We start from the raw sequence: 25,904 nt of genomic DNA on the forward strand, positions 1-25,904 counted from the left end.
ACGCTGGTGAAACTGGACCCATGAACCTAGTAATCCACCCCATTGCCCTCGACCTACTGGCTACCTTTCTCAGTCGCCGCCTGCTTGCTCCCTCTGACATTCCTGTCGAAGCGGCCACGCGGACAGGAGCGGCCCTGGCGCGGGCCACTGTCGGATGGCGGGAAGGCCATCGGCGCACGGAAAACTCCCTGCATTCTCAACTGCTCGACATCCGCCACTTCAGCCAGCGGGCGGCCGCGGAAGATCTGCGGCTCGCCCGGGCCCTGGGTGGTTCTTGATGCTCAGCGCCCCTACCCTCCGCCACAACGCCCGCCTCCTCACCTCCGACGCCGGGCAGCTGTGGGAACAAGCTGCCTGGGTCTCTCGCGGCTGGTCGCAGTTCCACGATGCCGGCTTTCGCGGCGAGGGCGCCGACGCCGCCATAGCGCGCCTCGGGCGACTAAGCGAAGGCCTGAACTCACCTCCCGGTCAGATGGTCCGCGTCGCCTCTGTCTTAAGCACCACCGCCGGACTCCAGGAACACCTCGACCAAATGCGCGAACGCGTATTGGGAGCCATCGGAACGCTCAGCGAACACGACCCCAGTATTCAACGCACCCTGACCTCCCTCCGCATGCTCGGCGAGGCCCTCGACTGGGCGTGCGCCCGCCAAATCGGCATCTTGTGTGCGGACGGGGCTGGCACCCTTGATCCAGGGGAGCGCCTCGCCGACCTACCCGACCTGCCCATCGACGCCGTTCATGAGCTGCGCCTACTCACTGCCCCTCCCCACCTAAGCGAACTCGCTGAGGCCAACCCGGACCTGCGACTTCTAGAAGCTTCCGACGGCCGATTAGTCGCCGCCATCGGCGACATCGACACCTCCGAGTCAGTGACCACCGTCGTCGCCGGCGTCAGCTCATCCGACCCGGCCGGGTGGGCAACTCAAGTTACTCGCGCCCGCGCCGTGGCGGGAGCCACCGGTGGCGCGGCCGTGTTGTGGTTGGGCTACCCGGCACCCAGCAACGCCGCCGAGGCGCTCAATCCGGCCGCCGCGCGAATGGCCGGACCCCAGCTCCGCGGCTTCCAGGAAGAACTGGCCCGACGACATCCCGGGCAGCGGCGCATCGTCGTCGGTTACAGCTACGGGTCGGTGGTGGTGGGCAACGCGGCCAGATCCGAGGCGGGCCTGCATGCCGATGATGTCGTGCTGGTGGGAAGCCCCGGCGCAGGGGTGTCCGATGCGTCCCAACTGCGACTCCTGGGAGATGCTCCGCGGGTGCACGCCATGACCAACCCCGGTGACATCGTCGGCTGGGCAGCTGGCGTCCAGGGCCCGGACCCGACCTCTCCAGGCTTCGGGGCAGAGGTCTGGCCAGGCACCCCCAGCGGTGATCACTCCTCCTACTGGGAGGACCCGCATTTCCTCGACAAACTAAGAGGCCTCAGCTCTCGGAGCTAGGGACCTGCTAACCAGAAGTGCCCTCCCCGCCGGGGAGGGCACCCGGTTGAACCGGCTTAGAAGAAGCCGACGGCATTCTCCGAGTAGGACACGAGAAGGTTCTTGGTCTGCTGGTAGTGACCAAGCATCATGAGGTGATTCTCGCGGCCAATACCAGACTCCTTGTAGCCACCGAATGCGGCGTGAGCTGGGTAGTTGTGGTACTGGTTCACCCAGACGCGGCCAGCGTGGATGTCGCGGCCGGCGCGGTAGGCGAGGTTGACGTGGCGGGACCAGACACCGGCACCGAGGCCGTAGTTGGTGTCGTTGGCCACCTGGATAGCATCCTCGTAATCCTTGAAAGTGGCGACGGAGAGGACGGGGCCAAAGATCTCCTCGCGGAAGATCCGCATGGTGTTGTCGCCCTTGAACACGGTCGGCTCAATGTAGTAGCCGTTCTCCAGGCCATCGAGTTTGTTAACGTGGCCGCCGGTGAGGGTTTGAGCACCCTCAGCAGGTCCGATGTCGAGGTACTCGGTGATCTTGTCCATCTGCTCCTGGGAAGCCTGAGCGCCCATCATGGTTTCGGTGTCCAAGGGGTTGCCGATCTTGATCTTCTTCACGCGCTCAACGCCGAGCTCGAGGAACTGGTCGGCGATGGACTCGTGGACGAGGGCGCGGGACGGGCAGGTGCAGACTTCGCCCTGGTTGAGGGCGAACATGGCGAAGCCCTCGACGCACTTGTTTAGGAAGGCGTCGTCCTTCTCCATGATGTCGGGGAAGAAGATCGACGGGGACTTGCCACCTAGTTCCAGGGTGACGGGGATGATGCGCTCCGCGACGGACTTGTTGATGATCTTGCCCACGGCGGTGGAGCCGGTGAAGGCGATCTTGGAAATGCGGTCCGAGGCGGTCAGGGCCACGCCAGCTTCTTCGCCGAGGCCGTTGACGATGTTAAGTACGCCGTCAGGCAGGAGGTCGGCGATGATGTCGATCACGTAAAGCAGGGAAGCCGGAGTCTGCTCCGCAGGCTTGAGGACGATGGCATTGCCCGCAGCCAGGGCCGGAGCAATCTTCCAGGTCGCCATGAGGATGGGGAAGTTCCAAGGGATAATTTGCCCAACGACACCGAGCGGCTCATGGAAGTGGTAGGCCACAGTGTTCTCATCGATCTGCGAGAGGCGACCCTCCTGCGCGCGGGTGGCACCGGCGAAGTAGCGGAAGTGATCGACAGCGAGCGGGATATCGGCAGCGAGAGTCTCGCGGACGGCCTTGCCGTTCTCCCAAGTCTCGGCGACGGCGATCTCCTCAAGGTGCTCCTCGATGCGGTCGGCGATGCGGTGCAAGACTAGGGCGCGCTCGGCCGGGGAGGTCTTGCCCCACCCGGGAGCCGCCTTGTGTGCAGCGTCGAGGGCCAACTCGATGTCAGCCGCTTTGCCGCGCGCCACCTGACAAAAGACCTCGCCCGTCACCGGGGTGATGTTGTCCAAGTACTCGCCATCCACCGGCGGGACCCACTGTCCACCGATGAAATTGTCGTAGCGGTCCCGGAAGTTGACGATTGAGCCTTCGGTTCCTGGATTGGCGTAAACGGTCATGATTGGTGTGTCCTTTCACGGTGGGGAGGCATGATTGTGGTGCTACCCACACCGTACTGTGTCCCCTGCCACAGATGCGAAGATCTGTATCCACACCTTTGCAAAGGGGTAACCTAGCAAGGTTAGCCAAGCCACAACCAGCATGGTTGCTCCACGCTCCTCCCCCCGCTCCACCCCACAGCCATCTCCCCAACGCCAAACCCCGGGTCGAAAAATGTCCTTAAGACACTTTTCGACCCGGGGTTCCGGATGCCCAACCGCTAGGGGGTGACAGTCATCCTGTCTTGTCGACGCCCCAGGCGCGGCTCCCACATAACTAGCGCCGTCGAGCGCGGCACATGAACGAGTTCACCACGCCGCGGAGAGGTGGCGTTTTCCACCCGGGCACGCAGCTCGCGGTTTACCTTCAAGGTTTCTTCGAGCTTCTCCTGGAGCTGCTCATTCTCCCGGCTGAGCTCGATGATGGCCTTGATGCCCGCCAGATTGACACCCTCCTCTTGGGAGAGCCGCTGAATGGTCCGCAGCATGGAGATATCGCGCCGAGAATAGCGGCGCCCCCCACCGGAAGTGCGCGCTGGGCTCACCAGACCAATGCGATCGTAGGTACGCAAGGTCTGCGCGTGCATGCCGGTGAGTTCGGCGGCCACCGAGATGACGAACACCTCACCGAGGTCATTCGTTGCCGACTTATCCCTGTTACTCATAACGTTCGTCCACCTCCTTTGAGTTACTTGTTGCCGGGCCAGTCCGCGCGGGGACTAAACCCAGAGCTCTTTTCCGCCTGCGCGTAGGTGCGCAAGGCACTGTTCGCGGCGGCGTCTAAGTTCTTTGGAACCGCGACCTCAACGGTGACTAAGAGATCACCGGCCGAGTCGCCGCGCTTGGGTATGCCCCGGCCCCGCACGCGCAGCGTGCGGCCGTTCGGTGTCCCCGCTGGGACCTTGACCTTCACGGGGGCGTCGAGAGTCGGGACCGAGATGGTGTCCCCGAGGGCGAGTTCCGCGAAGGACACCGGGATGGTGACTTCGAGGTCGTCGCCCGAACGGGTAAACACCTTGTCCGGTTTGACGTGGACGGTGACAAAGAGGTCGCCCGCCGGCTTGCCGTTCGGACCCGCCTCACCTTGCCCAGCGAGGCGGACCTTTTGCCCGTCGATGACGCCAGCGGGGATGCGAACCGTAATCGAACGAGTACGGTGCACCGTCCCGGAGCCGTGGCAGGTAGTGCACGGGTCGGTGATGACCTGACCGGTTCCGTCACAGTTGGTACACGGAGCTGAGAACCCGAAGGCTCCCTTGTTCTCCGAGGTGTAGCCGGATCCGGAACACACAGGACAGGTCGTGGGGTTGCCCGATTTGGACCCTGAGCCGTGGCAGGTGTTGCAGGGTGCCACTCCACTTATTTGGAGGGGGATCGTGGTCCCTTTCGCGGCTTCCCGGAAGTCCAAAGTGAGTTCAGTTTCGACGTCTTGGCCCCGCGTCGGCCGAGCTGAGTGGCGAGGAGCGCCGCCGCGGTTGAAAAGGCCACCGAAGATATCGCCCAGGCCGCCGTCCGCAGAAAATCCTCCACCGGATCCTCGGGATCCTTGCCCGAAGAGGTCCGAGACGTCGAAGTCTTCTTGCTGCGTCTGCCGAAACCCGCCCGGGAACCCGGCACCTCCGAAACCGCCACTACGAAGCATGGCTTTTAGCTCGTCGTATTCCTTGCGCCTGGTCTCGTCGCCGACGACGTCATAGGCCTCGGCCACCTTTTTAAAGCGCTCTTCAGCGGCCTTGTCACCGGGATGCTTGTCCGGGTGATTGTCCCGGGCCAGCTTGCGGTAGGCCTTTTTGATCTCTTCCGTGCTCGCGGACGAGGAGACCCCCAGATCCGCATAGTAGTTCTTGTCTGCCCATTCACGTTGAACAGTCACTGGGCATCTCCTCCTTCCAAAAAGTCTCTATCAATATCATGCGTGAAACGTGCGCATCGCCGCCCCCGGGGTCGGGGCTTTCCCTCAACTCCCAGGTAGAGCGGCGATGTCTCACGGTAGCGGTGCGGTTTAGGCGTTGTCGGCCCCACCAGCCGGGTCAGCGATGATGACCATCGCATTCCGGACCAGGCGATCACCGACGCGGTAGCCACGGCGCAACACTGTGCCGATCACCTTCTCCTCGCCGGACGACAAGTCCTGCACGGCCTCGTGGATTTCGGGATCGAAGGCATCGCCCTCAACTCCGAATGCAGCAAGCTTCTGGCTATCCAGCGTGGTGGTGAGCTTGTCGGCGAAGGCCCGCAGAGGGCCAGCTTCCTCCAAGTCACCGTGCTGGCGAGCCAGATCCAGATCGTCCAGAATGGGCACGAGCTGGGTCAAGACAGCTGCCTTGGCGGCATCGATGATGCCTTGGCGGTCACGCTCAGTACGCCGACGGTAGTTGGCGTACTCGGCGCTAATGCGCTGCAGATCCTCGGTGCGCTCCGCCAGCTGGGCCTCAATGTCCGAGACTTCACCATCGCCGTCGTGATCGGGATCGACGTTGGCAAAGGCCTCTTCGATTTCCGCCTCCAGGGCCGGATCGAACTCACCCGCACCGTGGGCCTGGGCAGCCTCCTCGGCGGCAGCTTCGGCTTGCTCGGCCGACGTTGCCTCCGGATCGGTGTGCTCCGGGTCGCCCGGGTTGTCGGGCATAGACGGATTGGGGTTGGTCACTACTTCTTCTCCTCGTCTGCCTCAGGAGCGTCATCCTCGACCACCTCGGCGTCGACGACATTGTCATCGGCGTCAGCGGTCGGGGCTCCGGCCTGGGTGGCACCGGCATTAGCCTCTGCCTCGTAGATGGCCTTACCCATTTCCTGGGACTCGGTGGACAGCTTCTCCACGGAAGCCTTGATGGCGTCGAGATCCTCGCCCTTGAGGGCCTCGTCGACTCCCTTGGCAGCCTCTTCCACCTTGGACTTGATGTCCTCGGAGAGCTTGTCGGAGTTCTCTTCCATGAACTTGCGGGTCTGGTAGACCATGGACTCAGCGTTGTTGCGGGTCTCCTGCTCCTCGCGGCGCTTCTTGTCCTCCTCAGCGTGAGCCTCGGCGTCCTTGACCATGCGGTCGATCTCTTCCTGGGACAAGCCGGAGCCGTCCTGGATCTTGATCGTGTTCTCCTTGCCGGTGCCCTTGTCCTTGGCGGTGACGTGGACGATGCCGTTAGCGTCGATGTCGAAGGTGACCTCGATCTGCGGGACACCACGCGGTGCCGGGGCAATGCCACCGAGTTCGAAGGAACCGAGCAGCTTGTTGGCGGAAGCCATTTCACGCTCGCCCTGGAAGACCTGGATCTGCACGGAGGGCTGGCTGTCCTCAGCGGTGGTGAAGGTCTCCGAGCGCTTGGTCGGGATGGTGGTGTTGCGCTCGATGAGCTTGGTCATCACGCCACCCTTGGTCTCAATACCAAGGGAGAGCGGGGTGACGTCTAGCAGCAGCACGTCCTTGACCTCGCCGCGCAGAACGCCGGCCTGCAGGGCAGCGCCGACAGCGACGACCTCGTCGGGGTTGACGCCCTTGTTCGGCTCGCGGCCACCGGTCAGTTCCTTGACCATCTCGGTGACGGCGGGCATGCGGGTGGAACCACCCACGAGAACAACGTGGTCGATGTCGGAGACGGACATACCGGAGTCCTTGATGACCTGGTTGAACGGCTCCTTGGTGCGATCGAGCAGGTCCTGGGTGATCTTCTGGAACTCGGTGCGAGTCAGGGTCTCGTCCAGGAAGAGCGGGTTCTTGTCAGCGTCCACCGTGATGTACGGCAGGTTGATCGTTGCCTGCTGGGAGGAGGACAGTTCAATCTTGGCCTTCTCAGCGGCCTCGCGCAGACGCTGCAGGGCCATCTTGTCCTTGGTCAGGTCAATGCCCTGGGAAGCCTTAAACTTGTCGACCAACCAGTCGACGATGCGCTGATCCCAGTCGTCGCCGCCGAGCTTGTTATCGCCAGCGGTGGCGCGGACCTCCACGACACCGTCACCGATCTCCAGCAGGGAGACGTCAAAGGTACCGCCGCCAAGGTCGAAGACCAGAATGGTCTGCTCCTTGTCGCCGCGCTCCAGGCCGTATGCCAGAGCTGCTGCGGTGGGCTCATTGACAATGCGCAGAACGTTGAGTCCGGCGATCTGGCCGGCTTCCTTCGTAGCCTGGCGCTGTGCGTCCTCGAAGTAGGCGGGGACGGTAATGACTGCATCGGTGACATCCTCACCGAGGTAGGCCTCAGCGTCCCGCTTCAGCTTCATGAGCGTACGAGCGGAGATCTCCTGCGGGGTGTACTTCTTGCCATCAATATCGGTGCTCCAGTCGGTGCCGATGTGGCGCTTGACGGAGCGAATGGTGCGGTCGACGTTGGTCACGGCCTGGTTCTTGGCGGACTGGCCGACGAGGACCTCGCCGTTCTTGGCAAAGGCGACGACGGACGGGGTGGTCCGGGAGCCTTCGGCGTTAGCGATGACGACGGGCTCGCCGCCTTCCAGAACGGAGACCACCGAGTTGGTGGTACCGAGGTCAATTCCTACTGCGCGTCCCATGTTGTTTTTCCTCCATGTTGTTAGGGATTTTGTGAAGTTGATTGCGAGTGACTCAACTTATCGGGACCTACTGTACCAGCAAGCCTTGAGCCAAGGTCACTCAATCTGACACTTTCTACAACGGTGCACCCTTCAGAGTTGTTCCCTCTTCGCTCAACTTTTTTAAATTCCCTGCTAACAACCCATAAATTAGCCCCCTCACACCCCTAGAGGGCCTCGATCTTGACGGCATCTCACCCTTGTGAGTTAATACAGGTACTCACCCGTGAGAGACCACCGTCACAAATGCCGCCCACACCCTGGGGCGCGCTAGCGTGCCGGGAGAACTGAAAGGCGGTGCCCACTGCCATGAACCGCGAGCACACCCGAACTCGGCGTAGTAGCGACCGTCCTCCGGTAGTCGCCTGAAACTTCCCCCAAACGTTTCAGCCCACTACCTCAAAAGGACCCCATTCTCATGTCACCATCTCAGCCAACCCTCGAGTCCGTCATGCCCGCCGCCATCGACCGTGCCCGCGGCTGGCTGGAGGCCAGTGCCCCCGGTGCCGCGGGGACGTCGAAAAGCGCCGCGAAGGGCACCCGCGAACTTGCGGAGCTCGTGCGCGACCCCAAGGGCGTGGCCTTCACCATGCAGTTCGTCGACCGCGTTGCCCGCCCCGAAGACAACGCCACCGCCGCCAACGCCCTGGCGCAGATGCCGGAAGGACCGAAATTCCTCGGACCTCTGAACAAGTCGGCCCTGCAGCTCGGAGGCAAGCTCGGCACCCTTTTCCCGCAAATCGTCATGCCCATCGCCCGGATGCGCCTTCGCCAGATGGTCGGCCACCTCGTCCTCGACGCGGACGGCAAAGCCTTGAACAAATTGCTGGACAAGTCCGCGAAGGACGATACTCAGCTCAACCTCAACCTCCTCGGCGAGGCAGTCTTGGGCCACGACGAAGCAGAGCGCCGCGCCGAGCGCACCCTCGCCCTCATCTCGAACCCGCGCGTGACCTATGTCTCCGTCAAGGCCTCCAGCCTTTGCGCACAGCTCAATCCCTGGGACCTGGAGGGATCGCTGGCCCGGCTCAAGGACCAGCTGCGCCCGATGTACCAGGCCGCCAAATACAACGGCGTGTTTATCAACCTGGACATGGAGGAGTACAAGGATCTACGCCTGACCATCCGCCTGTTCACCGAGCTACTCAGCGAGGAGGAGTTCACGCACTTGGAGGCCGGCATCGTGCTGCAGGCCTACCTGCCGGATAGCTTCGAGGCCCTGCAAGAGTTGGCTTCCTTTGCCGCCGAGCGCGTGAGCAATGGTGGCGCCCCCATTAAGATTCGCCTGGTCAAGGGCGCGAACCTCTCCATGGAGAAGGTCGAGGCCGAGGTGCACGGCTGGCCACAGGCCCCCTACGCCACCAAGCATGCCGTCGATGCCAACTACCTGCGCCTCGTCGACTGGATCCTCACCCCCGAACACGCCGCCAACGTGCGCATCGGCATCGCCAGCCACAATCTCTTCACCGTCGCGGCGGCATGGGAGCTGGCGGTGGCCCGCGGCGTCGAGAAGCAGGTCGACGCCGAGATGCTCCAGGGCATGTCCCCGGAGCAGTCCCGCCTGGTCAAAGCGGCCATCGGCCGAATGATCCTCTACACCCCGGTCGTGCACGCCGAGGACTTCGACGTCGCCGTCAGCTACCTCGTTCGCCGCCTGGAGGAAAACGCCGAGGAGCAGAACTTCCTCCACTCACTGTTCGCGCCGGGCACCACACCGATGGACCGCCAGGAAGAGGCCTTCAAGCGCGCCGTTGAGGACCGCTGGGAGGTCTCTGACCGGCCCCGACGTACCCAGGATCGTCGCATTGAGCAGTCCCGCCAGGCCCCCGATACCGGGCGCTTTATCAACGAGCCAGACACCGATCCGGCTCTGCGCGCCAGCCGCGAATGGGCGTTGGCCGCCCTCGCCGCCGAGCCGATCACCATCGAGCAGGAGGAAATCACCGATCCGGCGCTTGTCGACGCCGCCGTTGCCACCGCCCGCCAGCTATCTCACGGGTGGGCGGGCCGGAGCGGCGCCGAGCGCGCCGCCGTGTTGGACACCATCGCCGACGAGCTGGCGAAGGCCCGCGGCGAGTTCATCACCGTCATGGCCCATGAGGCTGGTAAGACCGTCGATCAATCCGATCCGGAGATCTCCGAGGCCATCGATTTTGCCACCTACTACGGGCAGTCCGCCCGCCTGCTCGACGAGGCACGCTCGGAGTTCACCCCGCATGCCGTTACCGTCGTGGTCCCGCCGTGGAACTTCCCCGTCGCCATCCCTTGCGGCGGCGTGACCTCGGCCCTCGCGGCCGGTTCGGCAGTGATCCTCTCCCCCGCCCCGGAGGTCGTCGATTGCGCCCAGGTGCTGGTCAACGCCATTCACCGCGGCCTCGACGCCCACGGCATTGACCGCGACCTGGTGCAGCTCCTGCGAACCGACGAGGCCGATGCCGGCCAGCGTCTCATCTCCCACGAGAACGTCGACCACGTCATCCTCACCGGGGCGTCCGAGACCGCAAAGCTCTTCCGCTCCTGGCGCCCGGAGATGGCTATTTCTGCGGAGACGTCAGGCAAGAACGCCATCATCGTCACCCCGGCGGCCGACCCAGACCTCGCCGTAGCCGACATCTACCGCTCCGCCTTCGGCCACTCCGGCCAGAAATGCTCAGCCTCCTCGCTGGTCATCTTCGTCGGCGCCGCGGGCGAGTCCCGCCGCCTGCGAGAGCAGCTTATCGACGCCGTCTCCACCCTCCGCGTCGGCCCCGGCACCGACATCACCACCACCATGAACGGGCTGATTTCTCCCCCCGGCGAGAAGCTGCAGCGCGGCCTCACCCAGCTGGATGAGGGCGAATCCTGGTTGCTCAAGCCCCGCCAGCTTGACGATGAGGGCCGCTTCTGGACCCCGGGCATCCGCGATAACGTTGCCCCCGGTTCCTGGTTCCACACCCACGAGTGCTTCGGCCCTGTCCTCGGCATCATGCACGCCTCCACCCTGGAGGAGGCCATCGAATGGCAGAACTCCACCGGGTTCGGCCTCACCGGCGGCATCCATTCCCTCGATCCCCAGGAGATCAATTTCTGGTGCGATCGCGTCGAGGTTGGCAATGCCTACATCAACCGGGGCATCACCGGCGCGATCGTCCAGCGCCAGTCCTTCGGCGGCTGGAAGGACTCCGTCATTGGTGCAGGCGCCAAGGCTGGCGGCCCGAACTACGTCGCCCAGCAGGGTGTCTGGTCGGACGGTTCCCTCGAGGTCGCCCAGGTGGAACTGCCCAGCACAACCGCTGATTTCCTGCGCCGCGCCACTGAATTGTTAAGCGATGACGATCTCCGCTGGCTCACCACTGCCGCCGAGCTCGACCAGGTGGCGTGGCGTGAAGAATTCGGCGCCACCCACGATCTCACGGCTTTGCGCTCCGAGGCCAACATCTTCCGCTACCGCCCGCTGCTCGACCGTTTGTACATCCGCGTCGGCGAGAACTTCGCCCTCCGCGACGTTCTGCGTTTGCAGCTCGCCGCGCTGCGCACCGGCACTACCGTGGACATCTCTGCCCGCGACTCGGTGGCCCGCGAGCTGTCCCAGGCCGGGATCCACGCCCGCGCTATCAGCAACGATTCCTTTGCAGTCGAGCTGGAAGGGCTCAAGGGAGCACGAGTTCGAGTGCTGGGGGATGCGGGGACGGAGCTCTACTCGGCGGCCGCCGAATCGGGGTCAGTGATCCTGGATAGTCCGGTAATCGCCGACGGGCGCCGCGAACTCCTCCCCTTCCTGTTGGAGCAGGCAATTTCCCAGACCATGCACCGTTTTGGCGTACTAGGAACAAAGAAGGTTTCTCTGGCAGAATAGAAACTCTTATGAGCACACCACTTGATCCCCAGAAGCCCGGGATGCACGGCACCGATACCCGGGATCTCTCCGACTCCATCGCGGAGATAGCGGAAGACCAACCGATCTCGCACAGCTCCGACGAGGTTACGGATCGCGGCGTCATCATCGGCCGCGATGGTCGCTGGGCTGCGGGGTGGGCGCTGCGCTTCATCATCATGGTGGTGGCCGGCTACCTGGCCCTGCAATTACTGGGGAAGGTGTGGGTAGGACTCCTACCGATCTTGCTCGCCATTCTGGTCACCTCGGTGCTGTGGCCGGTGTCCAGCTTTTTCCGCAACAAGTTGCACTTCCCCTCGGCCTTGGCAGCCATCTCCACGATCGTGGGCTTCTTCGCCATCATCATCGGAGTTTTCGCCGCCATGGCCCCGACTGTCCGCGACCAAGGTGCCTCCCTGGTGACGGAAGCCTCCAACGGTATCGATCGGATCACCGCCTGGGTCCAGAGCGGACCTTTCAATCTCGACCTCGGTCAGTTCAGCGGGGCGCTCGATGACGTGGTCAACTACGTCCGCCAGCAGTCCGCCAACATCGCCTCAGGTGTGTTCAGCGGGCTGTCCGCGGCGACCTCCGTCGTAGTGACCCTCGTCGTCATGCTGGTGCTCACCTTCTTTTTCCTCAAGGACGGCTCCAAGTTCCTGCCCTTCGTGCGCAAGTACACCGGCGCCAATGCCGGGTGGCACCTCACTGAGGTCCTCACCCGCACGTGGAACACCCTGGCCGGGTTCATCCGAGCGCAGGCGCTGGTGTCCTTGGTTGACGCCGTGTTCATCGGTGTCGGCTTGCTCATCCTCGGCGTCCCCCTCGCGCTGGTGCTAGCCGTGATTACCTTCTTCGCCGGTTTCATCCCGATCGTTGGTGCGTTCACCGCCGGCGCCCTGGCCGTCATCATCGCACTGGTCACTAACGGCCTGACCAATGCTCTGCTCGTGCTGGCGCTGATCCTCTTGGTCCAGCAGATCGAGGGCAACATTCTCCAGCCGATCCTGCAGTCGAAGGCCATGAACCTTCACGCTGCGATTGTGCTGCTTTCCGTCACCGTGGGCTCCACGATGTTCGGCATCATCGGTGCCTTCCTCGCGGTCCCCGTCGCCGCTACCATCGCCGTCTGGATTCGCTACCACTCCGAGTTGGTCGCTCTTCGCGCCGGTGAGATCAGCATCGACGACATTGAGATTGCCACCGCGGAGGGCACGAACGTCACGTCCCGGGAAGCTTTCGAGGGGGTGCGCGACAAGCTCATGTCGATGGGCCGCCGGAAGAATGAGGATTCCTCAGGGGAGAAGGCCGAGTCGGGTGGCATCCTGCCGCGGTTCCGCAAGATTGTGGAAACCGACCCAGAGTAGCCTGACGGCTTAGAAGCTGAGCTTGGCTACGGCGTCGGCGATCTTGCGAGAGCATTCGTCGAGCGAGTCGGCCCAACCGGAGGCGGTGGCCTCATCAGCGTGATCAGAAATCTGCTTGAGCAAGGTGACGGGCACGCCGAAGTGCAGAGCTACCGCCGCGATGGCGTAGCCCTCCATGTCAACGAGTTCGGCGCGGGCGGCGAGGGCTTCTTTCTTGGCGGAGTCATTGACAAAGGTGTCGCCCGTGGCCAGGGAGGCGACTGGGAAAAGCCCGGAAGCCGCGGGCTCAATGACGTCGGGGCTGAATCGCTCGGCAACGCCGGGGACGACATCGGAGTCGAAGTCGTGCTTGAACACCGACGTGATTTCGTACACCCCATCGCCCAGCTCCGGGCGCAGCGCCCCGGCGGTACCAACGTTGATAATCCGGGAGGGCAGCTCGCCGGCGGCGCGGGCCGCAGCCAGGTACTCGGTGAGAGAGATAGCTGCGGCCAGGGTGCCGATACCGGTGATGAGCAACGTGGTGCCCTCGGGGAGCTGGGTGACTTCACCGGGAACTGCGGCGACGAAGAGGGGTTGATTCATGCTTTCAGAGCATAGCCGCTCACCCCAATTGGTCTGCGACGCTGAACTTACCTCCGTTGGCCTCGAACTCGGCGAGGGCGGCCGCGGCGAGGGCATCATCGCCGAGGACGTCGACGGCGACCTGCGCCAGGCCAGTGGCAGAATCGACTGCGGCGCGGCTGGCTTCGGGCGAACAGGCCCACTCCGCGAATGCCGCCGTGTGCAAGGCGACATCCGGTGGGGAGACCTTGACCATTGGGTGGATCCCCGGAACGAGTTGGGACACATTGCCGAAGTCGGTGGACGCGGCCAAAGAGTCGGGCACTACCCCGGCGGGTGCCGCGGTCCGGCCGCGCAGCGCCTGGGTGTGGGTCCAGCGCCCAAGGAGGGTCTCATTATTGCGAATCGGCAGGGTGGCGGGGTGGATGTCCCACCTCTTCTCCACGGTGCACCCGGTCATGAGCGCGGCGCCGTCGAGGATATTGCCCACGCGTGCGGAGAGATCAACGAGTGAATCAGTGAGTAGGGAACGGACGTAGATGTTTAGCGCGGCCTTCTCCGGGATGACGGAGGGACGGTGCCCGCCGTCGGTAATGACGGAGTGCAGGCGATCGCTCGGCGCCATTTGCTGCCGCAGCAATCCCATCGCCTGGTAGGCAAGGGTGGCGGCATCGAGTGCATTGCGGCCCATGAACGGCTGCGAGCTGGCGTGCGCGGCCACCCCATGGAACGTCGCCTCCAGGGTGCGGCGGCCGAGCCAGTAGTGGCTAGAAATGTCGTAGCCGAAAGGGTGGATCATGATGGCCACGTCGATCCCATCGAGCATGCCGCCGCGGATCATGTATTCCTTGCCGGAATGTCCCTCCTCCGCGGGCGTTCCCAGGAAAACGATGCGCCCGCCGAGGCTCGATTCGCGCAGAGCGTCGACGGCTGCCAGGAAGGCACCGACGCCGGCGGCGGCGATGATGTTATGCCCGCAGGCATGCCCGATGCCCGGCAGGGCATCGTATTCCGCCAGGATGGCGACGGTGCGGTGGCGGGCGGGGTCGTAGCCCGGGGCGTCGTAAAGCGTGCGCAGCGAGGTATCAACTCCGTGCACGCCACGCTCCACGGCGAAGCCCTTGGCTTCGAGCAGCTCGGCGATGGTCCGCTGAGCGTGGACCTCCTCGAACGCCACCTCCGGATGGGCATGGAGGTTCTGCAGGAGGGCGGTCAGTTCCGGTTCCAGCGCTTCCGCGCTTGTCGACGCCGTCGCCCACACCGTTTCCTGTCCCGGATAGGCGTCCAGAGACACCGGCAAACCGGTGTCGGATTCTTCAACTTCCCTCATGCGGGCCTCAATGCCGGCGCTGGCGTGGTCAAGGAAAGCGGTCGAAGGGGTCGTGCGGTCTGGCTCGTTCATAGGGGAAATTTTCATACCTTTTATTGGAGGAAGATCTGGGCACCGGGGCCAAGGGGCAGGTCGGCAAAGTACCAGATGGCGAGCAGGGTGGCCCAGGAGAGCCAGAACGGAATGACGAAGGGCACGAGACGGGACATGAGCGTGCCCAATCCGGCATTCGGTTCGTAACGGCGCAGCAGCCCCAGGATGACAATCATGTACGGGTTCAGCGGGGTGATCACCTGGGTCGCGGAGTCACCGACGCGGAAAGCTGCCTGGGTGAAGGCGGGCTCGAAGCCGATGAGCGCGAACATGGGCACGAAGACCGCCGCCATGAGCGTCCACATGGCGGAGCCGGAGATGATGAGCAGGTTGAGCAGCGAGGCGAGGACGATGAAAGCGAGGATGGCGCCGAAACCGGTGAGCCCGATCGATTCGAGGAAGGCCGCACCCTTGACGGCGGTGTACGTGCCGATGCCGGTCCAGGCGAAGAGGGCGACGAACTGGCCGAGGATGAACGCCAGCACAAGGAAACCCATCATGTCCTTGAGCGCGAGGCCCATCATCTTCACGATGTCCGATACCGATTTCACGGTGCCCACGTAGAGGCCGTAGACGATGCCCATGACCATGAAGTAGGAGAAGACAATGAACACGATCGACTGCAGGAGCGGGGACTGCGGCAGGAAGTTGCCGGCGTCATTGCGCCAGGGGGAGCTAGGCATGAGGAAGGCCCAGAGGAACACGATCGTGAGGGCGACGGCGGCCAAGAGGGAGGCGACGAGGCCGCGGTTTTCCTCGCTGGTCAAGGTGGCGGAGAGCTCGTTGCCTTCGGCATCGCGATCGCCGCGCTGGGAAGCATCCTCGTCGCTGAGGGTCTCCTCCGTGGGCACGCCCTGACGCACCATGCGCGGCTCGAGGACCTTATCGGTGATGAAACCGGCGAGCAGGCCCAGGACAATCGCGGAGGCGATGTTGAAGTAGTAGTTCGAGACCGGGTTGACCTCGGTGGTGGCCAGGCCGGGCAGGGTAGCCATGACGGCGTTGGTGATGCCAGCGAAGAGGGCATCGAGGCTGGTCGGGAACAATGCGGTGGAGTAGCCCGCGCCAACGGCGGCAAAGCCACCTAGTAGGCCGGCGACCGGGTGGCGGCCCGCCGCCTTGAACACCATGGCGGCCAGTGGCGGGACGACGACGAAGGCGGCGTCGGCCATGATCGAGGCGGTGACACCCACGATGCCGACGGCGTAGGGCAGGATCCAGCGCTTAGCCGAGCCGAAGAGCTTGCGGATCAGCGCCGAGAGCATGCCCGAGCGCTCGGCCACTCCCGTGGCCAACAGGATCGGGAGCACGGTGACCAGGGGCGGGAAGCCGATGTAGTTGGAACCCATCGTGGTGGTCAGCCAGGTCATTCCCTCGCCGGTAAACAGGCCGCGGATGGTGAGTTCATCTTCCGAACCAGGCACGGGAACGCTGATGTCCTGGACCGCCATGATGGTGGAGGCCACGCCCGTGATGAGGAAGAGGATGAGGAAGAGGGTAAAAGGCTCGGGCAGCTTGTTGCCCACGTACTCAATTCCGTTGAGGAGCCGGTCCCCTAAGCCGCCCTTCTTCTCTTTCTGCTGTTCACGGTCTTTCTCTGCGGTATTACTCATAAGCTCACATCCTTGGCAGTGACTCATCACAGGGAGTAGGGATTCCCTTACTGTTCCATAGATCACACTCGAATGAGGCGAGAAGCATTCATTTTTGATTATTTCCCCCCATGCCAACCTGAGGGTGTGAGGTGGATTTAAACTCTCACGGTCTCACTGCTGGGATGCTCCTTCACGCCCGTAACCACCGCCGCGTCGAGCTGATTTCGGCGGGCCCGCTGCACACCCACTCCCGTCAAGGCCAGGCCGAGGACCAGGGTGACCGCTTGGAGTGACCACACCAGCGGCTGCGTCGCGGAGAGGAAATTTAGCACCACCGGCAGGTTAAGCAGCAACAGCAGCGTGCCCACGATCCCGCCCAGTGCGACCGGGTTGAGGCGGGTAACCAACCAGGCCGCCAGTGGGGCCGCGATGGTGCCGCCGATGAGGAGGGCGAGCACGGCCGGGAAATTGGCCACGAGTTCCTCCCACAGGCCCAACACGAAGCCGAGGGTCGCCCCCAGGGTGACCAGGAACTCCGCGGTGTTGACGGTGCCCACGACCCGGCGCGGCTCCGTCCGCCCGAGCGAGAGCAGCGTCGAGGTGGTCACCGGCCCCCAACCGCCCCCGCCGGAGGCATCGATAAAGCCGCCGAACAAGCCCAGACCGCCGAGGAAGCCGGTGCAGTGGGGTTGGGCGTTGACGGAGTGGCGGACCCGGCCGCGGGAGAAGCGCCAGATGAGGTTGAACCCAATTGCGGCAAGGATGGCCGCGGTGAGGGGACGCGCGGCATCGGTGGACAGGGAGGATAGGACGGTGGCACCGGCGAAGGCTCCCAGGGCGCCGGGGATGGCGAGGCGGAAGACCACCCGCCAATCAACGTTGCCGAAGCGCCAGTGGCTGACGCCAGAGACGAACGTCGTGCCCAGTTCGGCGACGTGCACGACCGCGGAGGCCTGCGCGGGGCCGAGCCCGGCGAGGAGGATGAGGATGGTGGTGGAGGTCGCGCCGAAGCCCATGCCGAGGCCCCCGTCGACAAGCTGGGCAGCGAGGCCTGCCAGGGCGATGAGGATGAGCGTTTTCATGGGATTCCTTAGACGGCCGGAAGGGGAAGCGCGGCTTGGTAGCGGGCGGCGACGACTGCCGCGAGGTCGATGCTCAGCGGCGGGGAGGAGGTGAACCGGGCCCCGGTAGCGGCGGCGATGCGAGGGAGCTGTTCGCGGAGGCGGTCGAGCAGCAGGCCGTCGGTAACGAACAGGGGAAGCACGTGTACCGCCCGACGTCCCATGGCCGCCTCGATGACGCCCGCTCCCCCGCTGCCAGCCGGGCCGGTGGCCGGGACCACGCAAACGGAGTGCCCGGACAGCTCCGCCACGCGGGCACCCAGCTCAACGAGCCGCCCGTGCGCTGCTGGATCAGTCGTGCCCACCGGGTAGAGCACGACGTGGGCACCGGTGGGTGCATCGAGGGCCACGCGCTGGGAGAGCACACCGGCGACCTCCTCACCGGTACCCAGGCCGGGGGCAACGTGGAGGGCGAGCCCGCTCACCTCCGCGGCGACGGACACGACCGCGGGCACGTCGTGCCGCGCGTGGAACGCATCGGTGAACAGCAAGGGCACGACGACCGCTTCCCGATGCCCGGCGGCGGCCAGCTGGAGGGCAACATCCGGGAGGGTGGGCTCGGTGAAGTCGAGGTGAGCGTCGAAGGCGGGGGCGTCGATAAGCTGCCCGGCAGCCCGGGTGAGACGGCGGATACCGCCGCTCGCGCTAGGGTGGCGCGAGCCGTGGGAGAGGGTGATCAGCGCGGTCATGGCTGCCTCCTGAGCCGGGTGCCCACGAGGCCGGCGGCCAGGGTGGCGCCGTTGGCGGGGTCGATGAGCAGGAAACTGCCGATGGCCCCGCGTGCGGCGTAGCCATCAATGGGCAGCTCAGCGGCTGTCTCGACGCTGAGGTGGGCGATGTCGTTGAGCTGGAAGGACTCCGGAGCATCAACATCTGCCACTTCGTCGATGTCCAGCAGCCGGTCGAGGGAGGCGATGCGGCCGCGCACGAGCGAGGTGCCGTAGCGGACCTTCACCGGGGCCCCGGCGCGCAGCGGCTTGTCGGTCAACCCGACGACGGTGGCCGCGAAGTGGCGCACTTCTGCGGGGCGCTCGGCACCGGAGATGAGGTCGCCTCGGGCGAGGTCGACGTCGTCGGCGAGCAGGAGGGTGACCGAGTCCCCCGCCACGGCCTCTTCGACCGCGCCATCAGGGGAATCGATGCCAATGACCTCGCTCGACCGGCCGTGGGGCAGGCTCACCGTCGAGCCCACGCGGACCGATCCGGATTCGACGCGCCCGGCGTAGCCGCGGTAGTCGCTGGCGTGCTCGCGGATGACCCATTGGATGGGGAAACGCAGGTCGAGCTCGTGCGCCCGGCCGCGAGTCACCTCCACCTCTTCGAGCAGGGACAGCACGGTCGGTCCGGTGTACCAGGGCATCGCGGTGGATTTCTCGGCCACGTTGTCGCCCCGCAGCGCGGAGATGGGCACGACGTGGGTATCGGCCACTCCGAGGCGATCGGCCGCCGCGGAAAACGATGCCTCGATGTCCCGGAACACGGACTCGGAGTAGTCGACCAGATCTATCTTGTTCACCGCCAAAATGACGGTGCGAACACCGAGCAGGGCGGCCACTGTCAGGTGGCGGACGGTCTGCTCGACGACGCCATGGCGGGCGTCGACAAGCAGGACCACCACCTGGGACGTCGACATGCCGGTGACCGTGTTGCGGGTGTACTGCACGTGGCCGGGCGTGTCGGCGAGGATGAACGTGCGCTGGTCAGTGGCGAAGTAGCGGTAGGCGACGTCGATGGTGATGCCCTGCTCGCGTTCGGCGCGGAGGCCGTCGACCAGCAAGGACAGGTCGATGCCGTCGAAACCGCGATCGGCGGAGGTGGCCTCGACGGAGGCGAGCTGGTCGGCCAGGACGGACTTCGTGTCGTGAAGGAGGCGGCCGACGAAGGTGGACTTTCCGTCGTCGACGGAGCCGGCGGTGCACAGGCGCAGGGTTTCGCGGGTGGCGATGAGGGTGGAGGCGTTCATCAGAAGTATCCCTCTTTCTTGCGGTCTTCCATGGCGGATTCGCTGAGGCGGTCATCGGCCCGCGTGGCGCCGCGCTCAGTGAGGGTGGAGGTGGCGATCTCGGCGAGGATCTCATCGATCGTGGTGGCGACGGATTCGATCGCGCCGGTGCAGGACATGTCGCCGACCGTGCGGTAGCGGACCCGGCGGGTTTCCACCTCTTCGCCGCGCCGCGGGCCACCCCACGGCCCCGGGGTCAGCCACATGCCATCGCGCTGGAATACCTCCCGCTCGTGGGCGAAATAGATCGACGGCAGCTCAATGTTGCGGGCACCGATGTACTCCCACACGTCCGCTTCGGTCCAATTGGAGATGGGGAACACGCGGATGTTCTCGCCGGGCAGCTTCGCCCCGTTGTAGAGGCTCCACAGCTCAGGGCGTTGGCGGCGCGGGTCCCAGCCGCCGAAGGAATCCCGCACGGAGAACACGCGCTCCTTGGCGCGGGCGCGCTCCTCGTCGCGGCGGGCACCACCGAGGACGGCGTCGTAGCCGCGCTCGGCGATGGTCTGCACCAGGGGAACGGTCTGCAGCGGGTTGCGGGTACCGTCCGGGCGTTCGTGCAGGTCACCGCGGTCGATCCAGTCCTGGACGTGCGCGACCCGCAGCCGCGCCCCGGTCTGCTCGACGAGGCGATCGCGGAAGGAAATGACCTCGGGGAAGTTGTGGCCCGTATCCACGTGCAGCAATTCCAACGGCACGGCGGCGGGGGCGAACGCGCGGCGGGCGAGCTCCAGCACCACGCAGGAGTCTTTGCCGCCGGAGAACAGCAGGCCGATCTTGTCGAACTGGCCGGCCACCTCCCGGAGGATGTGGATGGACTCGTTTTCCAAGTCCTTGAGGTGAGGGGAAAGTCTTTGGGTGGCAATCGCAGTGGTCATGTGTGCAATCCGCATTCTGTTTTGGCGTTGCCAGCCCAGCGGCCGGCCCGGGGGTCATCGCCATCGGCGACGGGAAGGGTGCAGGTGGCGCACCCAATGGAGGGGTAGCCCTGCGTGGTCAGGGGATGCCGGATGAGGTCGTTGTCCGCGATGAAGGCGTCGGTGTCCTCCAGCGACCACGTGATGATCGGGGAGATCTTCAGCCGCCCCGTGGCATCGAGGCTCAGCGCCGGAGCCTGCGCGCGGGTCGGCCCGTCGGCGCGCCGCAACCCGGTCACCCACCCCGCATAGGGGCTCAGGCTCACGGCCAGCGGCTCGACCTTGCGCATCCGGCAACACGCCGCCGGGTCGCGCCCGTACAACGCCACCCCATAGGTGGCATCCTGCTCAGCGCGGGTAAGCACCGGCCGGACTCGCACAAGTCGCTGTGGGTAGTGCTTATCGACGCCGTCCGCTACCGCCAGCGTCTGCTCAAAGTGGTAACCGGTATCAAGGAAAAGGAAGTCTGCCTGCGGCAGATGCCGCGCGGCCAACTCCGCGAGCACGGTGTTCTCCATGGACACGGTCACCGCGACCGCGCCGGGAACGTGCTCAGCGGCCCAGGCGAGGATGGTTTCGGCGGGCGCGTTGTTGAGGTCCTCGGCGAAGGTGTCGACGAGCTCGGCATTGCGCTGAGCCGTCTCCGGATCGAGTGGTTCGGTGGTGTGCGGGCCGGGTGGGCTGACTTGGGGGTCGCGCGTGGCGGCGGAGAGTAGGTTCATTGGGCAACTCCCACTGGGGTGAGCTGGATTCCGTGTCGGTGAAGTGATTCTTGGATGGCTTGGTTGGTGGAGCGGGCTGGTGCCGGGCGCTGCTGGGGTTCGTCCTGGCCGTGGTAGCGCACCGAAAACACGCGCGTGCAATCGGAGCAAGACCAGGCGAAGTCGTCCTCGACCGCAGGGAAGAGGATTTCACCAGCTCAATAAGGGCAGAACAGCGGGTGGTTGCGATTCGGATTGGGCTTACGGCGGAAACTCACTTCAGGTCCTCCTCGTCGGCGCGCTGGACCCATTCCTGGAAGGTTTCTTCTTCGTGGCGCTGTTGGGTGAAGTGCCCGACGACGCGGACGACGTAATCCCCGACCTCGTCGGCGATGACCTTGTGACCTTTGACCTTTCGACCAAAATTGGCGTTGATGTTCATCGATCCGCCCAGGTGAACCTGGAAGCCCTCAACCCGGTTGCCCTCGTCATCGGTGACGGTCTGGCCCTTGAAACCGATATCGGCGACCTGCGTGCGGGCGCAGGAATTGGGACAGCCATTGAGCGCGATCCGCACCGGCACGTCGATGTCGCCGATCCGCTCCTCCAGCTCATCGACCAATTCGACGGCCCGGGCTTTCGTGGTGGCGTGCGCGAGCTTGCAAAACTCCAGGCCGGTGCACGAGATGATGTTGCGCCGCCACTCTGAGGGCTTCGAGAACAACCCCGTCTCATCCAACGCGGCGGAGAGCGCAGTGAGGTCCGTGCGCTCGATGTCGAGGAAGAGCAACTCCTTCTCTGCGGTGGTGCGGATGCGCTCGATTCCGAAACGCTCGGCGACATCAGCGATAGCAATGAGCTGCTCGCCGGTCGTGTGCCCCACGGTCGGCTTCACCCCGAGATAGAACTTGCCATCCTTTTGTGGGTGCGCGCCAATGTGGTCGCGGTAACCCGGATTGATGGGCTGATGGGGGCCATCGATGAGCGGCTTGCCCAGGTATTCCTTCTCCAGGACCTCGCGGAACTTCTCGATGCCCCACTGGGCCACCAAGAACTTCAACCGCGCCCGGTTGCGCAGGCGACGGAAACCATAGTCCCGGAACAGGCGCGCCACCCCGGCCCACACGTCCGGCACCTCCTCGAGCGGTATCCACGCGCCCAGTGATTGCGCGAGCATCGGGTTGGTGGACAGCCCACCTCCGACGAAGCACTCGAAACCGGGGCCGTGCTCCGGGTGGACTGAACCAATGAAGGAAATGTCCTGGATCTCGTGGGTGACATCCTGGCGCGAGTGGCCCGAAATGGCGGATTTGAACTTGCGCGGCAGGTTGTGGAACTCCGGGTTGGGCAGCAGCTCCTGTTGGATCTTCTCAATCGCCGGAGTGGCATCGATGATTTCCTCCGCGCTCACCCCGGCCACCGGCGAGCCCAAGATAATGCGCGGGACGTCCCCGCAGCCCAAGAGGGTGCTCAGCCCCACCGTATCGAGCTTGTCCCAGATCGCCGGCACATCTTCGATGCGAATCCAATGCAATTGGATGTTCTGCCGATCGGTGAAGTCCGCCGTGGACCGGGCATAATCACGGCTGATCTCGCCGACTACGCGGAGGCGCTCCGGGGAGGCCAGGCCGCCGTCGAAGCGCACCCGCATCATGAGGTACTTATCCTGTAGCTCCTCATCGGAGACCTGGCCCGTCAGTTCACCACCCAAATCCTGGCGGCGTTGCGTGTAGATCCCCAGCCACTTGAACCTGGGGTTTAGGTCATCCGCCGGGATGGAATCAAAGCCCTGCTGGGAGTAGACATCGATCACGCGCTGCTTCACAGCGAGCGCGTCTTCCTCCTGCTTGACTTCCTCGGCGTGGTTGAGCGGCGCTCGGCCGTCAATCTTCCATTGGCCTTCCGGCTTCTTCGCCCGGCGCGGTCGCGCGCTAGGCGCCGCCTTCTCCCGTGATTCAGTCACCGTTGCGGTGGGTGTCATGATTTAACCCTTCATTTAATGAACTACTCGGTCTATTATTTGGCCGGTTCCATTGAAGCTAGGCGTGCCAGGGAGGCGGATTCAAGGATTAATTTCATGGTTTCGTACCCAACAGCCTGTCTGTAGTGCGGTTTTTGGCGGTCTGGCCTGGGTTTTTATGAGCCATCAGCTCCATTCCAGAATAGACCGATCGGTCTTTAAATATTCTTCCCAGATTGAATTTAACTGCGGTTTTTCTTTAACAATCAGGGCACTGAGACTACTTTTGCAGACCAGGCAGTCTATGTATCACAGGCTCATCAACACCTAAGGAGAACCTCACCCATGAGCTCACTCAACGTTGCCGTCATCGGAGCCGGTCCCGCCGGCATCTATGCGTCCGACCTCCTCGTGCGAAACAGCGAGCACGAAGTCCACATCGATCTCTTCGAGCAGATGCCCGCGCCGTTCGGACTCATCCGCTACGGAGTCGCGCCGGATCATCCACGCATTAAGGGCATCATCACCTCGCTCCACAAGGTGCTGGACAAGCCGGAGATTCGCCTGCTGGGCAACGTCACCATCGGCACGGACATCACCATCGAGGAGCTGCGCGAATATTACGATGCCGTCGTCATTGCCACCGGCGCCGTACGCGATCGCCCCCTCACCATCCCGGGTGTCGACACCACCGGTTCCTTTGGCGCCGCCGATCTCGTCGGCTCCTACGACGGCAACCCTCGATTCAGCCGCGACTGGGACCTCTCGGCCGAACAGGTTGCGGTCATTGGGGTCGGCAATGTCGGGCTCGATGCGGCCCGCGTCCTCGCTAAGACTGCCGACGAGCTGTTGGTCACCGAGATCTCCGACAACGTCTACGAGTCCCTCTCCCGCAACGCCGCCAAGGAGGTGCATATCTTCGGCCGACGCGGCCCGGCCCAGGCAAAGTTCACCCCGCAGGAACTCAAGGAACTCGACCACTCCCCCACCATCAACGTCGTCGTAAGTCCCGAAGACATTGACTACGACGCCGCCTCCGAGGAGGCCCGCCGCGCTTCTAAGTCGCAGGACCTGGTGTGCACCATCCTCGAGCAATACGCGATCCGCGAGCCCAAGGACGCCCCGCATACCCTGCAGATCCACTTCTTCGAGTCCCCAGTGGAGATCCTTCACTACGGAGGACGCGTGGTAGGACTTCGCACCGAACGGACCGAACTTGACGGCACCGGCAACGTCCGGGGCACCGGCTCTTTCACCGACTGGCCGGTTCAGGCGGTCTACCGAGCCGTGGGCTACGAGTCCGACCCGCTCCCCGGCCTTCCCTTCGACCCGGAAGCGGCCGTCATTCCCAATGATGGCGGGCACATTCTCCACACCCCGGGCGGAACCCCGGTGCCGGGACTGTATGCGACGGGCTGGATCAAGCGGGGCCCCATCGGACTCATTGGCAATACCAAGTCGGATGCCAAGCAGACCACAGACATGCTCCTCGCCGATGCCACGGCCGGTCAGCTCACTGCTCCGACATACGCCGAAAGCAGCGCGATCATCGAGCTGCTGGATTCGCGCGGTGTGGACTACACGACGTGGGAGGGGTGGTACCAGCTTGATGCCGCCGAGCGCGCCCTTGGCGAAAGCTCCGGGGTGCCCGGGCGTGAGCGCAAGAAGATCGTCGAGTGGGACGAGATGGTCACCCATGCTCGCGCCGTCGGGGTTACCACCTAGACTGACTTGTCCATCCTGAACGAATAAAACCTTTACAAAATCCCTATGCGCTGCTATTTTTAGCAGACAGTACGGTCTACCAATCATTGAAAGGGCGCACGCTGATGTCCCAGAACTCCTCCCCCGCACTGCGCGTAGCTGTCGTCGGCGACGGGGCCATGGGCATGTGCGCCGCGCAAGAGCTGCTCAACCACGAGCACTTCCACATCGCCGTGGACCTCATCTCCCCCTCCCCCGCACCCTTCGGGCTGCTCAGCAACAGCACCAGCCATGCAACCGCTCCCCTGCGCTTGCTGGGCAACGTTCACTTCGGAACGGACCTCGTCGCCGAGGACCTTCGGGAGTTCTACGACGCCATAGTTTTCGCCTCCGGCGCCCCGCAGGACCGCGATACCGACACCTTGCTGGCCGCCGCGGCGGCGGGCGACCTGGCGCCCCGGACGCAGGGCAGGCATGACGCGGTCGTCGATAAGCTCCTGTCCTTGCACATCCCGGTGACTACCTGGGAGGGCTCGGTGGCCCTCGATGTGGATTGGGCGGGCACCGCCGAGCGGGCTCGCAAGGTTCCTACCTGCATCTAAATTGACGTATACTCGGGTTTCAGTGGATTAGTTTGCTCCTGGAAACCTGAAGGGACGAGACCGATGCGCACGATAGGAATTGCCCTCGTAGCGCTCAGCGTGCTGGTCGGCTGCAGCGCAGAACCCCCGGCACCGACTGCGCCAGCGGCGACGACGCCACTTCCCTATGAACCGGTCGGCTCCAAAGTCACTCTCTTCGGCGAACCCGCCACCATCTGCATTCACGGCGACGGCTGGGGTACCAACATCTGGGCCGGCAATGCGAATACCAGCTGCGAGTTCGTCATCGCGGTCCACGAAGAGCTCATCACCGGACTCAACGCCACGAATGACACCGTCCGTGCCAACCTTCGGGAGAGCATCGCGGTGACCAGCCCGGTGACCGGCCACGAGTATGACCTGCATTGCGCGCCGATTGACGAGGACATCATCAGCTGCACCGGCGGCGAGGGGGCCGCAGTCTATTTCTATTAAATGTCTGTACTCGGGTCTAGAG

21 protein-coding genes and 1 pseudogene are annotated in these 25,904 nt (G+C 64.3%); 7 read left to right on the forward strand and 15 right to left on the reverse strand.

Translation table 11 applies throughout. From position 1 onward, the window contains the following. Positions 1-20 precede the first annotated feature (20 nt). A complete protein-coding gene (locus CATRI_RS12065; RefSeq protein ID WP_290217915.1) occupies positions 21-278 on the forward strand; it encodes a hypothetical protein in 258 nt (85 codons plus the stop codon). Further along, a complete protein-coding gene (locus tag CATRI_RS12070; RefSeq protein WP_290217917.1) occupies positions 278-1,441 on the forward strand; it encodes an alpha/beta hydrolase in 1,164 nt (387 codons plus the stop codon). Before CATRI_RS12065 ends, CATRI_RS12070 begins: the two co-directional genes overlap by 1 nt. A gap of 56 nt (positions 1,442-1,497) precedes the next feature. Here CATRI_RS12070 and exaC read toward each other — a convergent pair whose 3' ends face one another. From exaC to dnaK, 5 genes are all read right to left on the reverse strand, one after another. After that, positions 1,498-3,018: an acetaldehyde dehydrogenase ExaC gene (gene exaC / locus CATRI_RS12075; protein ID WP_290217919.1), complete on the reverse strand. Its 1,521-nt coding sequence runs from the start codon at positions 3,016-3,018 to the stop codon at positions 1,498-1,500. A 260-nt stretch (positions 3,019-3,278) separates the two neighbouring features. Beyond that, the gene (locus tag CATRI_RS12080) at positions 3,279-3,722 is read right to left on the reverse strand and encodes a heat shock protein transcriptional repressor HspR (RefSeq protein WP_290217921.1); all 444 of its coding nucleotides are present in this window, start codon (positions 3,720-3,722) and stop codon (positions 3,279-3,281) included. Positions 3,723-3,745: 23 nt separating this feature from the next. Further along, positions 3,746-4,930, reverse strand: a complete 1,185-nt coding sequence (dnaJ, locus tag CATRI_RS12085; protein WP_290217923.1) for a molecular chaperone DnaJ — start codon at positions 4,928-4,930, stop codon at positions 3,746-3,748. A gap of 129 nt (positions 4,931-5,059) precedes the next feature. Further along, on the reverse strand, positions 5,060-5,707 hold the full coding sequence (gene grpE, locus CATRI_RS12090; RefSeq protein ID WP_290217925.1) for a nucleotide exchange factor GrpE: 648 nt from the start codon (positions 5,705-5,707) through the stop codon (positions 5,060-5,062). Next, positions 5,707-7,560 carry a molecular chaperone DnaK gene (gene dnaK / locus CATRI_RS12095; protein ID WP_290217927.1) on the reverse strand — a complete coding sequence of 618 codons (1,854 nt, stop codon included), beginning with the start codon at positions 7,558-7,560 and terminating at the stop codon, positions 5,707-5,709. The genes grpE and dnaK overlap by 1 nt, the downstream gene beginning before the upstream one ends. 457 nt (positions 7,561-8,017) lie before the next feature. Here dnaK and CATRI_RS12100 point away from each other — a divergent pair, with 457 nt between their 5' ends. Both CATRI_RS12100 and CATRI_RS12105 read left to right on the forward strand, forming a co-directional pair. Beyond that, complete coding sequence (locus CATRI_RS12100; protein ID WP_290217929.1) at positions 8,018-11,434, forward strand: proline dehydrogenase family protein; 3,417 nt, start codon at positions 8,018-8,020, stop codon at positions 11,432-11,434. Between the two features lie 8 nt (positions 11,435-11,442). Further along, positions 11,443-12,819 (forward strand): AI-2E family transporter, encoded by a 1,377-nt coding sequence (locus tag CATRI_RS12105; RefSeq protein ID WP_290217931.1) that lies wholly within the window; start codon positions 11,443-11,445, stop codon positions 12,817-12,819. 9 nt (positions 12,820-12,828) lie between these two features. Here CATRI_RS12105 and CATRI_RS12110 read toward each other — a convergent pair whose 3' ends face one another. The 10 genes and pseudogenes from CATRI_RS12110 to CATRI_RS12155 all read right to left on the reverse strand — a co-directional run bounded on the left by CATRI_RS12110 (position 12,829) and on the right by CATRI_RS12155 (position 23,123). After that, positions 12,829-13,404, reverse strand: a complete 576-nt coding sequence (locus CATRI_RS12110) for a nucleosidase (protein ID WP_290217932.1) — start codon at positions 13,402-13,404, stop codon at positions 12,829-12,831. Between the two features lie 19 nt (positions 13,405-13,423). Beyond that, positions 13,424-14,785, reverse strand: coding sequence for a M20 family metallopeptidase (locus CATRI_RS12115; RefSeq protein ID WP_290217934.1), 1,362 nt, complete (start codon positions 14,783-14,785; stop codon positions 13,424-13,426). A 20-nt stretch (positions 14,786-14,805) separates the two neighbouring features. Next, positions 14,806-16,419 (reverse strand): AbgT family transporter, encoded by a 1,614-nt coding sequence (locus tag CATRI_RS12120; RefSeq protein ID WP_290217936.1) that lies wholly within the window; start codon positions 16,417-16,419, stop codon positions 14,806-14,808. A gap of 137 nt (positions 16,420-16,556) precedes the next feature. Beyond that, complete coding sequence (locus CATRI_RS12125) at positions 16,557-17,483, reverse strand: sulfite exporter TauE/SafE family protein (RefSeq protein ID WP_290217938.1); 927 nt, start codon at positions 17,481-17,483, stop codon at positions 16,557-16,559. An 8-nt stretch (positions 17,484-17,491) separates the two neighbouring features. Further along, positions 17,492-18,211, reverse strand: coding sequence for a sirohydrochlorin chelatase (locus CATRI_RS12130; RefSeq protein ID WP_290217939.1), 720 nt, complete (start codon positions 18,209-18,211; stop codon positions 17,492-17,494). After that, a complete protein-coding gene (locus CATRI_RS12135; protein ID WP_290217941.1) occupies positions 18,208-19,485 on the reverse strand; it encodes a sulfate adenylyltransferase subunit 1 in 1,278 nt (425 codons plus the stop codon). Before CATRI_RS12135 ends, CATRI_RS12130 begins: the two co-directional genes overlap by 4 nt. Further along, complete coding sequence (gene cysD, locus CATRI_RS12140; RefSeq protein WP_290217943.1) at positions 19,485-20,402, reverse strand: sulfate adenylyltransferase subunit CysD; 918 nt, start codon at positions 20,400-20,402, stop codon at positions 19,485-19,487. The genes CATRI_RS12135 and cysD overlap by 1 nt, the downstream gene beginning before the upstream one ends. Beyond that, on the reverse strand, positions 20,399-21,163 hold the full coding sequence (locus CATRI_RS12145) for a phosphoadenylyl-sulfate reductase (protein WP_290217945.1): 765 nt from the start codon (positions 21,161-21,163) through the stop codon (positions 20,399-20,401). The genes cysD and CATRI_RS12145 overlap by 4 nt, the downstream gene beginning before the upstream one ends. Then, positions 21,160-21,420, reverse strand: a pseudogene (locus tag CATRI_RS12150) (hypothetical protein). Before CATRI_RS12150 ends, CATRI_RS12145 begins: the two are co-directional and overlap by 4 nt. Next, positions 21,417-23,123 carry a nitrite/sulfite reductase gene (locus tag CATRI_RS12155; protein WP_290217947.1) on the reverse strand — a complete coding sequence of 569 codons (1,707 nt, stop codon included), beginning with the start codon at positions 23,121-23,123 and terminating at the stop codon, positions 21,417-21,419. The pseudogene CATRI_RS12150 and the gene CATRI_RS12155 overlap by 4 nt, the downstream one beginning before the upstream one ends. A 324-nt stretch (positions 23,124-23,447) precedes the next feature. On the opposite strand from CATRI_RS12155, the gene CATRI_RS12160 reads away from it, so the two are divergent. From CATRI_RS12160 to CATRI_RS12170, 3 genes are all read left to right on the forward strand, one after another. Continuing rightward, on the forward strand, positions 23,448-24,827 hold the full coding sequence (locus tag CATRI_RS12160) for an FAD-dependent oxidoreductase (protein WP_290217949.1): 1,380 nt from the start codon (positions 23,448-23,450) through the stop codon (positions 24,825-24,827). 104 nt (positions 24,828-24,931) lie between these two features. Beyond that, a complete protein-coding gene (locus tag CATRI_RS12165) occupies positions 24,932-25,408 on the forward strand; it encodes a hypothetical protein (RefSeq protein ID WP_290217951.1) in 477 nt (158 codons plus the stop codon). A 63-nt stretch (positions 25,409-25,471) separates the two neighbouring features. Beyond that, positions 25,472-25,882 (forward strand): hypothetical protein, encoded by a 411-nt coding sequence (locus CATRI_RS12170; RefSeq protein WP_290217953.1) that lies wholly within the window; start codon positions 25,472-25,474, stop codon positions 25,880-25,882. Positions 25,883-25,904 lie beyond the last annotated feature (22 nt).

It is taken from the genome of Corynebacterium atrinae, assembly GCF_030408455.1.
GTDB lineage: Bacteria > Actinomycetota > Actinomycetes > Mycobacteriales > Mycobacteriaceae > Corynebacterium > Corynebacterium atrinae.

Excerpts from the sequence above, each read along its gene's own strand:
- CATRI_RS12065 (WP_290217915.1), top strand. The coding sequence starts at position 21 with ATGAACCTAGTAATCCACCCCATTGCCCTCGACCTACTGGCTACCTTT.
- CATRI_RS12070 (WP_290217917.1), top strand. The coding sequence starts at position 278 with ATGCTCAGCGCCCCTACCCTCCGCCACAACGCCCGCCTCCTCACCTCC.
- exaC (WP_290217919.1), bottom strand. The coding sequence starts at position 3,018 with ATGACCGTTTACGCCAATCCAGGAACCGAAGGCTCAATCGTCAACTTC.
- CATRI_RS12080 (WP_290217921.1), bottom strand. The coding sequence starts at position 3,722 with ATGAGTAACAGGGATAAGTCGGCAACGAATGACCTCGGTGAGGTGTTC.
- dnaK (WP_290217927.1), bottom strand. The coding sequence starts at position 7,560 with ATGGGACGCGCAGTAGGAATTGACCTCGGTACCACCAACTCGGTGGTC.
- CATRI_RS12100 (WP_290217929.1), top strand. The coding sequence starts at position 8,018 with ATGTCACCATCTCAGCCAACCCTCGAGTCCGTCATGCCCGCCGCCATC.
- CATRI_RS12105 (WP_290217931.1), top strand. The coding sequence starts at position 11,443 with ATGAGCACACCACTTGATCCCCAGAAGCCCGGGATGCACGGCACCGAT.
- CATRI_RS12110 (WP_290217932.1), bottom strand. The coding sequence starts at position 13,404 with ATGAATCAACCCCTCTTCGTCGCCGCAGTTCCCGGTGAAGTCACCCAG.
- CATRI_RS12115 (WP_290217934.1), bottom strand. The coding sequence starts at position 14,785 with ATGAACGAGCCAGACCGCACGACCCCTTCGACCGCTTTCCTTGACCAC.
- CATRI_RS12120 (WP_290217936.1), bottom strand. The coding sequence starts at position 16,419 with ATGAGTAATACCGCAGAGAAAGACCGTGAACAGCAGAAAGAGAAGAAG.
- CATRI_RS12125 (WP_290217938.1), bottom strand. The coding sequence starts at position 17,483 with ATGAAAACGCTCATCCTCATCGCCCTGGCAGGCCTCGCTGCCCAGCTT.
- CATRI_RS12130 (WP_290217939.1), bottom strand. The coding sequence starts at position 18,211 with ATGACCGCGCTGATCACCCTCTCCCACGGCTCGCGCCACCCTAGCGCG.
- CATRI_RS12135 (WP_290217941.1), bottom strand. The coding sequence starts at position 19,485 with ATGAACGCCTCCACCCTCATCGCCACCCGCGAAACCCTGCGCCTGTGC.
- cysD (WP_290217943.1), bottom strand. The coding sequence starts at position 20,402 with ATGACCACTGCGATTGCCACCCAAAGACTTTCCCCTCACCTCAAGGAC.
- CATRI_RS12145 (WP_290217945.1), bottom strand. The coding sequence starts at position 21,163 with ATGAACCTACTCTCCGCCGCCACGCGCGACCCCCAAGTCAGCCCACCC.
- CATRI_RS12155 (WP_290217947.1), bottom strand. The coding sequence starts at position 23,123 with ATGACACCCACCGCAACGGTGACTGAATCACGGGAGAAGGCGGCGCCT.
- CATRI_RS12160 (WP_290217949.1), top strand. The coding sequence starts at position 23,448 with ATGAGCTCACTCAACGTTGCCGTCATCGGAGCCGGTCCCGCCGGCATC.
- CATRI_RS12165 (WP_290217951.1), top strand. The coding sequence starts at position 24,932 with ATGTCCCAGAACTCCTCCCCCGCACTGCGCGTAGCTGTCGTCGGCGAC.
- CATRI_RS12170 (WP_290217953.1), top strand. The coding sequence starts at position 25,472 with ATGCGCACGATAGGAATTGCCCTCGTAGCGCTCAGCGTGCTGGTCGGC.